This window comes from Bacteroides sp. GD17, assembly GCF_038448625.1.
In the GTDB taxonomy this organism is placed as follows: Bacteria; Bacteroidota; Bacteroidia; order Bacteroidales; family Bacteroidaceae; genus Bacteroides.
In genome coordinates, this window is record NZ_JBCEZS010000005.1 from 117,355 (window position 1) to 129,966 (window position 12,612).

Below are 12,612 nucleotides of genomic sequence, written 5' to 3' on the forward strand. Positions count from 1 at the left end.
GAACCTTTTCTTGCAGTTTTACAAATTGAATAATCAATAAATTACTTATTGCTGCGGCAGTCCGTAACCATTCGTCACTTTACCTTTTGACTGATTCAGCGTTTCGAACGGAATCGGATGATAGTAACGCGGAGCAGCACCGGCATCACCAAGACCGGACAATACATTGCGGTCGTAAAGAGTAGTCTTCTGCGAAACAATATCAATACCCCAGTTAGTCTTAGTATACCCTTCAGCTTCCAAAGCCTTTGCCACAGGACCTTCCGGATCAATGTACTCAAACAATCCCTTGATTGCCAGATTATGGGCAGTGCCTTTTACCTTTGAAGCAACTGCATCCAATTTTGAATAATCATACTGGCCTCTCCATCCCGGGAAAAGAGCCGGATCACTCGGGTCTGCATCATAAGTTAACGGGTCTTCTCTCTCAACCAACTTCGTCCATATATAGTTAGAAATAATACGACCATTCGGGAATTCATAATAACCATTAGTTTCCAATCCGGCAATCATCGCTTTCATTTCAGCACGGACAGCCTGTGTTCTTTCAGTAAACTTACCGGAACGGATCATATCCCAACGAACATCGCCTTCACCCAGCAATTCACGCTTACGTTCCATCCATACAGCATCCTTCAGAGCTTCTCCGGAAAGACCGCTCAGATTATGAGAAGTATCACCGAAAGCTCTTTCACGAAGTTGGTTCACCAGACTCAGTGCACCGTTATCATCACCCAGTTCGGCTTTAGCCTCAGCCAGCAACAACATTACGTCTGCTAGGTGAGACGGACAATAGTTAAGACCTGAATTACGTTGAGCCGCCACATACGGAGGATTCATACGGTTATCATCCCACTTATTGATTGAGATACCACCATTCAGTTTACTACCTGCAACAAAACTCAAAATAGCCTCATTACCATCTCCTGTACTGCCTGTCACCGTCATACTGGCATCCATACGTTTATCACCCTCTTCATAACCAGTATAATAGAAGGAAGGAAGAATACGGATAGCTCCAAATACCTTACAGGGAGCTGCATTACTACCGCCGCCATTTGACGGACGACCCTGACTGTAAGGATGTTCACTACCGTTTGGAGCCACATTACCTACCTCAAATAAAGACTCCGGACTGATCTTCTTATTATGTATATACTGCCAGTGCATCTGGAAAGGATTATTTGCATATCCACGGTCATCAGAAGTGATTAATTGCAGAGTACCTTTCTGCTCGTTAATAGCAGCAGACAAATACTGTTCTGCCATCTGATAATAGGTTTTGTAATCCGTACGGCGTGCATAAACACAGTCATTGGCTTTAGTACCTTTCTCTTCGAACTGAACATCACCATAAAGTCCGGATACATCAGTACGTACAGTTTGCCAACCTGCGGCATAAATAGCCATCTCACCAATCAAGGCATTGGCAAAGGTACGTGACATACGTTCTGCTGTAATGCCACCTTCCCCCAGACGATACATCAAAGATTCTACTGTTTTTACCGACTCAATCATGTTGTCCAGAATCTCAAAACGGGAAGTCAAGCCATAGTCACTGACAACTGCATTCTCGATGCCATAAGGCACATCTCCGAAGTGTCTTACCAACTCAAAATAGAAGAAAGCACGCATCGTCATGGCTTCACCATAAAGTTGAGTCCAGTCCGAAGTCTTCCCTGCTGCCACATCGGCCTGATATTCAGACTTTCCGGCAATAATATCTGCTACACGGGCTGCACGTGCCACAGTATTATACAAGCTATTGAACTGTGTTTGCTTGCCACCGATCGCAACTTCATTCGGTCGTAACATACCAATCACATTGTTGGCAGAGTTATATTCCGGATAATACTCTGCATCCGAAGTACAGTCTTCAAAATTATAGTTACCGCCACTGGCTGCATTCAGACGATATTCAGCATAAATCCAGGACAACGTCTTGAAAGTTTCTGCAGGTGAAGAGGTAACAAAATCATCGTCCGAGTTTGATGGAGACGAAACATTCAAATAATCTTCGCATTGTGCAAAAGAGACACAAAGTGCCAAAGCGAGTATTGATTTCAATATTCTTTTCATGATAATTTTCTTTTTAGAGGTTTAGAAACTGAGATTTACACCAACAACAAACGAACGTGCACGCGGATAAGTACCCCAGTCAAGTCCCGGCGTAGGATATACGGCATGGTTCAAATTGGCATTTGCACTTACTTCCGGGTCAAGTCCCGAATAACCGGTAATGGTAAAGAGATTATAGACAGTACCGTATACACGAAGATTACTGATTCCGGCTTTATTCAACCACGCTTTCGGCAATGTATACCCCAATGTCATCGTATTCAGACGGAGGTAAGAGCCATCTTCAATACCCAATGTTGAAACCACACCTTGCTCGTTGTAGCAAAGCGGCAGATTAGCATTCACATTAGCCGCTTCCAGCTTGGCTGGTGAATCGAGACGCTCAAGATTTCCGTTAACGATGTCATAAATCTTATAAGCCCCTTTCAGTATAGCAAGTTTATTTTCATAAACTCCGGTTTCTTTATAACCATAGAGAGAAGCCAGCTTATTTACATTATAAATCTCGTTGCCATAGCTCCAGTTGAAGTACAAGCCCAGATCGAAATTCTTATAAGTGGCATTGATGTTGAAACCACCCGTATGCACCGGATTCATATCGCCGATAATGGTATAGTCATCCGTATCAATTATGCCTTCGCTATTACCACTATTATTCAGGTTCTTATATTTTGCCATACCCGGATAAGCATTCTGTCCACTCGGTCTTCCACCATCAACACCATGGAAAGTCGGTACAATAGCACTGCTTACATCCGCAATACCGGGCTTCAAAGTATAAACACCGTCAGCAAAAGTAAAGTCATCCGTTGTATAGAAACCATCGTAAACCAAACCTCTTACCAAACCTACCGGACTTCCCTTCTTCAAGAGGTAATCATTGCTCGGATTATTCTGTGATACCCATGATGTGCCATAAATACCGGTAATGCCTTCAGCCAGTTCATCTACATTATTCTTATTGAAGTTAATGTTGAATCCTGCCGTAATATTCCAATCCTTGTTCTCGAAGATAACGCCGGACAATGAAAGTTCCAAACCCTTGTTACTGGTCTGACCTACATTATCATACGTAGTAGTAAAACCTGTGATACCAGGCAGCGGAGTGCTCATCAACAAATCTTTGGTAGTATTCCAATAGAGATCTACACTACCCCAAACACGGTTCTTGAAGAAGCCGAAATCAATACCCAGGTTGCGGGTAATGGTTGTCTCCCATTTCAGATTGGGATTTGCCATAGGAGTGGATGTTCCGGTGGACAAATCATAAGAGGGTTGTTGTTTCCCATCCAATGCATAGAACCAACGGTTATCCGATTCTGCATACCAGGTTTGAGACCATAAGTCGGCACTGATACCATCATTACCTACCGTACCGTAAGACAGACGTAGCTTCAGATTATCCAACCAGTTTTTAGTACTTTCCATGAAGGGCTCTTCCGATACCCGCCAAGCCAAAGCTGCAGCCGGGAAATATCCCCAGCGATTATCGGCAACAAACTTGGAAGAACCATCGGCGCGGAATGTCACAGTCAGCAAGTAGCGCTCCAGCAAGTTATAGTTTGCGCGACCGAAGAAAGAGAGAATACGTGTCGGCGTACTGATAGAAGAGGAAACCGGAACAGCATTGGCACTGACAGTCTTGTCATACTGGTTAATCATGGCAAACGCATTATCCTTCGTAAAGTTTACAGGAAATTTCTGTGCTTGAACTCTTAAATCCGTACCACCGGAATTGCTGACTTCATGACCTACCAGAATATTCAAGCGTTGGTCTTTGTTGATATTGAGGTCATAACTCAATGTATTGGTCCAACGCATACCCCAACTGTCCTGTTTCCGCAGTTCAGCATCACCGGCAGCTGTTTTTTCACCGGTTGCTTCGTCAATATAAGGGTCTTTGACCGCTACAGCCCCTTTCCAAATCTTATCCTGCCTCCAGGTACGGTTCAAGCTCAAGTCCGTATGATAAGTCAAACCTTTAATGATGCCCCAGTTCAAAGAAGCTGTACTACGCAGTACTTGACGCTGTTTCAAAGGTTCATTATCCATGGTACGACTGTACGGGCTATAAATATCCCATTGAGAGAGCTTACCATACTGCTCCATGTTACCTTCACGTAAAGCATCCAGATTACCTTTAATATGATCAGTTGCAATAGGACGGAAACGATAAGCAGAAGACAAGATGGAACCGGAACCACTGGTAGTACCTTCTTCGCTCATACTCTCTGCATCGGTGTAACGTAAATCCAGTCCAAGGTCCAGATTCTTACGGATTTTCTGATTCACCTTTAAAGAAACATTGGCTCGTTTTGAGTATGAGTTAATCTTCATACCTTGCTCGTCCATGTAGTTGACAGAGAACAAAACTTTAGTCATATCCGTACCACCTGTTACCGTCAGGTCATGGCTATGCGAGAAAGAACTATTGTAAACATCACGCTGAATATCATCACTTTTCATACCACGATATTTTTCTATACCGCCATCAGCCAAGCCATAAAGATTGACAAAGGGTTTAACATAAGCATCGCCATTAGCAGCAGCATTAGCCCAAGTATAAGCCAAATAGTCATAAGGATCCAGTGCCTCCACATACTTGGTAGGAGTATTGAACTTAGCGTAACCATTATAAGAAACAGTAACCTTTCCTTCTTTAGCCCCCTTCGTCGTAACCAAAATTACACCATTAGCACCACGTGCACCATAGATTGCTGTAGAAGAAGCATCCTTCAACACATCAATGCTTTCCACCTGGTCGGCAGGGATATCACTCAATGTACCGGAAACACCGTCGATCAAAACCAACGGGTCATTACTCTGAGAGATAGAACCGCCGCCACGTACACGGATAGAGATTTCGGCATCCGGACGACCGTCCTGAGAAGTGACATTCACACCCGGCAACTTACCTTGCAGTGCTTGCGCAACGTTCGATACCGGTGAAGCTGCAATGTTCTTTCCATTCACAGAAGCCACAGAACCAGTCAAATCTTTGCGTTTCACGGTCTGATAACCGATTACCACCACTTCATCCAGCACCTCGGCATCCTCTTCCAATGTTACATTTACAGGCTGTCCGGCAACAATATTCACCTTCTGCGCCTGCATACCGATGAAACTGATTTCCAACTGCTTTGCCGATGCCGGCACGGAAAGAGAGAATTTACCGTCTATATCCGTAATCGTACCGGTCGTTGCATCACCTACAACCTTAATATTAGCACCGATAACAGGGTCGCCACGGTTATCCAGCACAACACCGGTCACTGTACGGTTCTGTGCAAAAGAGACAAGACAAAGCATGCTCAGCAAAAGAGCTGCAAACGTCTTTTGAACAAGTCTTTTTGAATCCATAAATCACTGTGTTTTTAAATAGTTAATAATATTATTTCCAATCTTTAATTTTTTCTCCAAATACTTTCTCGCATGTATATTCACGAGCCTCGGCAGCAGTCAGCTTTCTGATACCTGCCCACTTGGCACGCCGACTCATATCAGCTCCCTTGCCGGTATTGTTATATTCATATAAATGAAGATCTTCACTGGTAGATGCATATTCCATATTCCACGTTGTAGGCCAGCCTTCGGGATGCATTTGTTCACACATCACGGAATTTAGAATGGCAACTTTAGGGTAATTATGCCAGGGACGGCCAATAGCAACCGGTCTGCCGTCATCTCCCGGACGAGGACTATTGTCTACATAGGTAAAATTACATTGATTGAACACAAAACCATATTTCTGTTCCTTGAGGGTAGAAGGTGCCGTAATCCAGCCACCGCCCCAGCTCCGGATTTCGCAAGACTGGAAATAGCCGATGCCGCCACCGTAAATGTAATCGGTACGCCCCAGTACAAGACAATTCTCAAAGTAGCTCCGCTTGCCGCTTGTCCATAAATAGATGGTGTCCTGATACCCCAGGATATTGCAATTGCGGAAAACTTGTTTATCACCACATACTGTAAGCGCCAAAGCCTGTCCTACCGGACCTGCCGTATTCTCCAATGTCAGATTCTCCATCCGACAACCATCGGCCATAATAGTCAAAGTAGCGGAAGTGCGGACAAGCTCGGCATTGTCTTTCCACAAAGCCCATGACTCTGCAGGGCATTTGTTTCCCGTATCCGGGCTTTTGCAATCATAAATATGATAACTGATAATAGTCCGTTCACGGTCTTCACCTTTCAATGTAATGTTGATCTTGTTTTTAGGAATAATCAGCTTCTCGGTATCATATTTGCCATTCCTTATATAAATGACAAAACGTTTTTCGGAATGATCCGGAGCAGCATTAATGGCGGCTTGCAGTGTGGTATAGTCACCACTACCATCTTGCGCCACTACAAGGTCGGTTTTTAAATCGGTCTGCCATTTCTTCGGGCAGGCAGCCTCCACATTAACTATTGTACAGAATAACAAACTGCACAATGTCATCATCATGTTTTTCATACTGTTTCTCATACTATTTATTGGTTAATCCGGAAGCAAAAGTCGAGTTTTTGCAGAAACTAAAGGAGTATTTTCTATCAGAATAAGAGGAAAAAATGTGGTGAACCTATAATTACCAATATTTCCACATTTATACCAATTAATACTCCTTTTGCCCTGCTCTACCTCACTGTCAGGCTATTCAGATAGACTTCCAGATTGGTATAGCCTTCCTTACTTAGAGAAACCATAGTACCATCCAGAGCATCTTGCGGATTCAATCCACAGGCTATTTCCCAAAGATCAGGCATGCCGTCGCCATCCGTATCTTTCAGTTCTTCGGCAGACACTCCGCCGTCACTCAGTTCAGGCCAGGCACCGGCTGCTCCTTCCTCTTTTACATCAGAAGGCAGATCTATTAATCCGGGAAGGTCTTCGGCATCTTTCGTCACGCTACCGATATAAGTGGCTGTTCCAGTCTCGGTCTCTTTTATGATGCGTTTATCAATACTGTCTCGTTGCTTGGAGCAACCGGCATCTTTCAGTACAAGGTAATATGCTTCTTCAGCAGAGTGGGTAGTGATGACATCCGTTTCCAAAGGAAGAAGTAAGCGCATTTCCTTCTTTACCTGCTCTGTAAATGTATTATCGCAAGCAGCATTGTCTATTTGCTCATAGATACCTTTGGTCCAGTTATCACGAGTAACGTCCGGGTGCCCCTCCACAACATTTCCATCCACATAGAGCTGTCCCCAGACATGTTCCATCGGTTGCCAGACATTGGGAGTACCGTCTGCATGATAACAATACTTAGTAGTACGTACCCCGATTGCAGCAATACGATAACTGATAGGTTTGTCTTTAGGAGTAGCCGGACCCGGTTTGTAGTAGTTATTAACGATATTCACCTTCATACCTTCGCCACCATAGCATCCGTTTCCTGCCCAGTTATAGAAAACGTTATTGCGCATATCCATATATTCACGTTCTTGCGTACCGGGGCGTGGGCCAAGGCGGGGCACACGGCTTTCGTGGTGCGCCAGCAGATTATGATGGAACGACGCTTTCGCTCCACCCCAAATTGCACCATATCCATGTCTGCCTTTGGTGTGTCCGGCCGTACGAAGACTCTCAGAAACCAGACACCACTGCACTGTAAGATTTTCTCCTCCGTATACCGAGCAGCATTCATCTACCGACCAGCTTATGGAACAATGGTCTACAATCACATTCTTGCAATCCGTACTTCCCAATCCATCGGGCTCTCCACCACCTTCATTCCCCACACGGAAACGCAGGTAACGTACTATAACATTATCTGCACTGATAGTCACCGGATAACGGGCTATACAGATACCCTGCCCGGGTGCAGTTTGTCCGGCAAGGGTCAGATCTCCATTCTTTATATCAAGCCGGCTATCCAAAAAGATAGTACCTGCCACATCGAACACAATCGTCCGGGCACCTTCTTGCAGGATGGCATGCCGAAGGCTCCCCTCCTGCATGCCATCCTGCAATGTCGTGACGTGGTATACTTTTCCACCACGCCCACCGGTAGTATATCTGCCGAAGCCTTCGGCACCCGGGAAAGCCGGTAAATCCCGGGCATAAATAGTTTCGGGGCTGATACTTCCCATCAATAGGAACAATGCCCACACCAAATGTTTACCTAACCTGCCAATGTTCTCACTCACTTCTTGTCTCATGGTTCTTAGTATTAGTTTTAATTCCAAGCCACAAAAGTAGACAAGTTACCATTAACAAAGGAGGAATAATCGGCAATAAAAGTGGAATATTCTAATCGGCAGAGTTTACAGTCGCCTTTGAATATCGCTATTACTGCTGCGCTGTCCTTTGCTCCGTATATCTCCACCGAAGGTATAACTGACGCCGACGCGGAAGCTGGTGAAAGAGAACTTATTGTCGACCGTCATCTTCAGGTCATTGGAGAAAATTTCTCCTTTATAAGAAGAAATAAAGAGGTCGTTGACATTCAGACTGAGACTGAGTTTATTGTCCAGCAGGCGATACAGCAGTCCGGCATCGACGCCGTAAGTGGGTTTCATCAGATAGATACCTTGGTACTGGCGAGAGGTATAGGAACCGGAAAGCGTGAAGAGGAACGTTTTCTTCGAGTTCAGGAAGAAAGTGTTGCGCAAACTGGCATTATACGCCCATCCCTCTTCTTCGGGCGAAGTACCCACGGCAGTAGAAGTAGTCCGACTGTAACTTACTCCATGTTGCAGGTAGGTTTGCAACCACTTGGCGCGGAAGGTGTAAGAGTTGTTCAATCCGAAGGAGTGAGTCGTCATGAAGTTCTCCCAAAGGAAGGAACTGACGTTCGTTTCGGGGTCCATATTCACCGCCTGAAAGAATACATCGTCGGAGTAAGAGTAGTAGGCGGACACATTGAAGTTGTTCTTCAGCGTGTATCCCAGTTCGGCATTGTAGGTATAGCTGGGCTTCAGATCTTCGCGCCCGCGGGCATAGGTATACTTATTATTATAGAAAGGGAACGGATTGACCATGTTCTGCGACGGACGGGAGATGCGGTTGGAGAAGCTGAGGTTCAGTGCATGTCCCTCGGCGGGCGAATAAAGGAAATAAACAGTGGGGAACAGGCGGGTATAGTCGTGCTTATCCGCCGTATTCTTCGCCTGGGAGATGCCGGTGGTACGGGTGTGCTCCATGCGCAAACCCAATTGCATGGAGAGGCGCGCAGAGAACTCGCGGCTATAGTCGGCGTAGAGGGCGTAGATTTGTTCTTTGTAGCGGAAATAGTCGTCCTGTACCAGCTCGGGGTCGGTGGTATTGTAATTGATGCGGTTGCGGGTATTAGTGAAAGACACCTTGGCACCGGCGGTTATTTTGTAGGCGTCGAACGGCAGAGTGAAGTCGAGGGCGGAAGAGAATACATCGACCTTGCGTCGTTGACGGTAGTCGAAGTCGAAGTTGGTGTCGGGCAGCTCCTTTCCATCGGACGTCTGAGTATGGGAGACGAAGTCCTGGTCTTCGTCACGGTTGTCGCGCAGGTAGTCTACGTCCCAGGTCATTTTTCGTCCACGGTCACCCCAGATCTTGTCGGTGTGGAAGTTCAGATTGAGGCGGTCGGTGGCGTTGTCGCGGTCGCTATTGGAATAGAGGATGGAGTCAAGACGAGCAGTGGAGGCATCGTACACGTGGGTACGAGAGATAGCATTGTTGTTCTTGGGGGCAGCGTGGGTATAGACGGCTTGCACACCTACCGTCCAGTTGCGTTCCAGGGCGACGTCCACACCGGCTTGTCCATAAATGCTGTTCATGTGGTTGGTGTAGTCAGTACGTCCTTCCCAAGTGTTGAGGGGGAAGTAGCGGCGATTGGTTTCCACGTTTTCATACCCGCCCTGCGTGGTGCCTCCGTTAATAAAGGAAGATACGCGCCCCCGGCTGATGTTCAGGTTGACGCTGCCGTAGCCGTAGTGGTCGTTCTCGCCGGCGGTGTAGGAGGCGGAAGCGGTACCGCCCAGGTAATCTTTGGGACGGGATTTGAGGCGGATATTAATGATACCGGCGTTTCCGGCGGCATCGTATTTGGAGGGAGGCGTGGTGATGACTTCCACTTTCAGTATCTGCGAGGCGTCGTAGGAGCGGAGATAGTCTATCAGTTCGTCGCCGGAGAGCTTCGTTTCGCGGTCGTTGATGTAGATGCGGACGCTGCCTTTGCCGATGATGTCGATGCTGTTCTGACCGACGCGCAGTCCGGGAACCTCGCGCATGAGGTCGAGGGCATTGCCGCCGGCGGAAGCTACGGTGTTGTGGGCGTCGAATACGACTCTGTCCACCAAGCGCTTGATGACGGGACGGGCGGCGGTGACGGTGACTTCATCGAGCAGCGCGGAGGAAGCTTTCAGTGTCAGCGTACCTACATTCCGGTCGGCTTGCAGGGAGACGGGCAAGTAGAGGTCTTCGCTGCCGATAAGGGTGATATGCAGCAGATATTCGCCGCGGGGCTGGGTGAGAGTAAAACATCCCTGGACATCAGTCAGCATACCGGTGATGTAGGTGCTGTCCGCGGCGTTTTTCAGCAGTACGTTGGCTACTTCTACCGGTTGGTGGTTTTCATCTTCCACACAGCCGGAGAGTTGATAGGTTTGTGCAAGCAAGGAGGTTGTTGCAACTGTCAATAACCCTAAAAAGAAAAGTCTTTTCCCGATATTGCTTAATAAATTTGTTTTCATCGTTTGTTCAATATTAATGTTTCATTTCTTGTTCTTCACAGATGCAAAGATAAGGGTAAAACACATCTCAAACGGTCTATATCGGGGAATTAAAAGTCTATATCACGAAGTTAATCATCGCTGATTATCAGAGCATTACAAACAACAATATCTATATTAAAGCTTATTGATTCTATATGGGATTTATCACTCACCCAGAATGAACCCTATAATGTCCTCCTTCTCCCCCATCCCCAGCTTCTTGCGGATATTCGTCTTCCGCTGGTAAATGGTGGGAATGCTTTGCTGCGTCACTACACTAATCTCCTTAGTAGAGAACCCGGCGCAGAGCAGACAGCAAAGTTGTTGTTCCTTATCAATGAGCAACTCACCGAAACGGTGGACCATCTTAGTGTAGAAACCGTCGTACACCCGGTCTATCACCGGATAAAGATCTTCCCAAACCAGCAGGCTGTCTACCGGTACTTTGTGGTTGGAAATACCCGACATACGTCGAAGTAACTCCTGAGTCTGCGATGTGGGCTGGGTAGCCACCAGGCGGATAATGCCTAACTGCTGCAAAAGTATCTTACGGAAAAACCGGCCGTTGGCGGTTTCTTCGTCCGTACCGCCTTCGTCCGGCGCAGGGCTTTCATTTCGCGCGGTAGCTTCTTCCAGCAAGTGGTTCAATGCTTCGATACGTTCTTCGGCATCTATCAGCCGATTGCGACGATTGCGGATGTACAGAAACGCACCTCCGCCTACAAGCACCAGCACCAACAGGCAGAACGACAATGTCAGCTGCATCTGCTGCCGCTCGATGACCAGTAGCAGATTCGCTTGCGAAAGCGACTCCTTGCTTTGTTCTTTGCTCCCGATGGTACTATGCATCGCCGAGAGAGCGTTCCAGATGGAATCGTTATAACGCGCCACATCCAGAATGTCGAACGTACGATGACGGGTATAGTCTATCAGCGCCTGATACGTGGCAAACAGATTCTCGCTCGTCACAAACTTGCCATTCCGCATAGCCAGCGTCCGACTCTCGTCCAGATAATATTGGGCGGAATCGAGATGCCCTTCCTTCAGGAAGGATTCCACCAGTACGGTATATCCCATCGCCTTTTGGAAATAATATTTCTCACCCAGCAGTGCATTCAGGCGTCGCACGGTAACGATGGCGCCCGTATTGTCATTGCCAAGATAGGATTGATATTGGGCATAGTTGCGCAGGAAGTGTATCACACTCGCGGTATCTTTGTTTTGCAATCCCAGTTCCACGCTCCGGTTCAGGTAGTAGTCGGCCGAATCGTCGTGCATCAGCCCCATGGCAAGACCTTGGGAGAAACATAGTCCGGCAGTCTCTTTCAGTTGCAACGCCCGGCGGTAAGCATTCACCGTACGCAGATAGTCTTTCCAAACATACGTATATTGATAGGCTTGCAACTGAAGCATATCCACCGCCTTGTTAGTGTCACGCAGTGCCAGCGCCTCGGTCAAACCCGTGTCAAGCAACGCTACGGAATACTCGTTCCGGTCTATCCAATAGAGGTACTTAGCTTTCAACAGATAGGACAACAGCAGGCGGTCGGTATCCCGACGCGCTATGTAGTCGTCGGCAGCACGCACCACCAGCGTGTCTTCCACCATCGAAGAACCCCATGCATAGTGCACATACGCCCACAGCCAACCATAAAGCAACCTGTCCTCACCCAAGAGTTGTGACGGTTTCTCTATCTGCATTAATAGGGAACGAACGCTGTCCGAACTCATTCCCACTTGCTCGTCCGCCATACGAAGCAGGCGCACGGCGTCCGTCTGCCGACAAGCGGCAAAGCAGAGCATCACAAACAAACATCCGAGGAAAGGCAATCGCTTCATTCTTAATTAAATCATCATTTA

The 12,612-nt window shown here is 47.0% G+C and carries 6 protein-coding genes; all 6 read right to left on the minus strand.

Annotated elements, in window-relative coordinates; translation table 11 throughout:
- Nucleotides 1-45 precede the first annotated feature (45 nt).
- Nucleotides 46-2,079: a RagB/SusD family nutrient uptake outer membrane protein gene (locus tag AAE250_RS09565; RefSeq protein WP_294597833.1), complete on the minus strand. Its 2,034-nt coding sequence runs from the start codon at nucleotides 2,077-2,079 to the stop codon at nucleotides 46-48.
- 21 nt (nucleotides 2,080-2,100) lie between these two features.
- Nucleotides 2,101-5,388 carry a SusC/RagA family TonB-linked outer membrane protein gene (locus AAE250_RS09570; RefSeq protein ID WP_294598129.1) on the minus strand — a complete coding sequence of 1,096 codons (3,288 nt, stop codon included), beginning with the start codon at nucleotides 5,386-5,388 and terminating at the stop codon, nucleotides 2,101-2,103.
- 82 nt (nucleotides 5,389-5,470) lie between these two features.
- Nucleotides 5,471-6,535: a pectinesterase family protein gene (locus tag AAE250_RS09575; protein WP_342288881.1), complete on the minus strand. Its 1,065-nt coding sequence runs from the start codon at nucleotides 6,533-6,535 to the stop codon at nucleotides 5,471-5,473.
- A 161-nt stretch (nucleotides 6,536-6,696) separates the two neighbouring features.
- Complete coding sequence (locus tag AAE250_RS09580) at nucleotides 6,697-8,151, minus strand: pectate lyase (RefSeq protein ID WP_294598131.1); 1,455 nt, start codon at nucleotides 8,149-8,151, stop codon at nucleotides 6,697-6,699.
- A 174-nt stretch (nucleotides 8,152-8,325) separates the two neighbouring features.
- Complete coding sequence (locus tag AAE250_RS09585) at nucleotides 8,326-10,731, minus strand: outer membrane beta-barrel family protein (protein WP_294597839.1); 2,406 nt, start codon at nucleotides 10,729-10,731, stop codon at nucleotides 8,326-8,328.
- A 186-nt stretch (nucleotides 10,732-10,917) separates the two neighbouring features.
- Nucleotides 10,918-12,591, minus strand: a complete 1,674-nt coding sequence (locus AAE250_RS09590; RefSeq protein WP_294597842.1) for a hypothetical protein — start codon at nucleotides 12,589-12,591, stop codon at nucleotides 10,918-10,920.
- Nucleotides 12,592-12,612 lie beyond the last annotated feature (21 nt).

Excerpts from the sequence above, each read along its gene's own strand:
- AAE250_RS09565 (WP_294597833.1), bottom strand. The coding sequence starts at position 2,079 with ATGAAAAGAATATTGAAATCAATACTCGCTTTGGCACTTTGTGTCTCT.
- AAE250_RS09570 (WP_294598129.1), bottom strand. The coding sequence starts at position 5,388 with ATGCTTTGTCTTGTCTCTTTTGCACAGAACCGTACAGTGACCGGTGTT.
- AAE250_RS09575 (WP_342288881.1), bottom strand. The coding sequence starts at position 6,535 with ATGAAAAACATGATGATGACATTGTGCAGTTTGTTATTCTGTACAATA.
- AAE250_RS09580 (WP_294598131.1), bottom strand. The coding sequence starts at position 8,151 with ATGGGAAGTATCAGCCCCGAAACTATTTATGCCCGGGATTTACCGGCT.
- AAE250_RS09585 (WP_294597839.1), bottom strand. The coding sequence starts at position 10,731 with ATGAAAACAAATTTATTAAGCAATATCGGGAAAAGACTTTTCTTTTTA.
- AAE250_RS09590 (WP_294597842.1), bottom strand. The coding sequence starts at position 12,591 with ATGAAGCGATTGCCTTTCCTCGGATGTTTGTTTGTGATGCTCTGCTTT.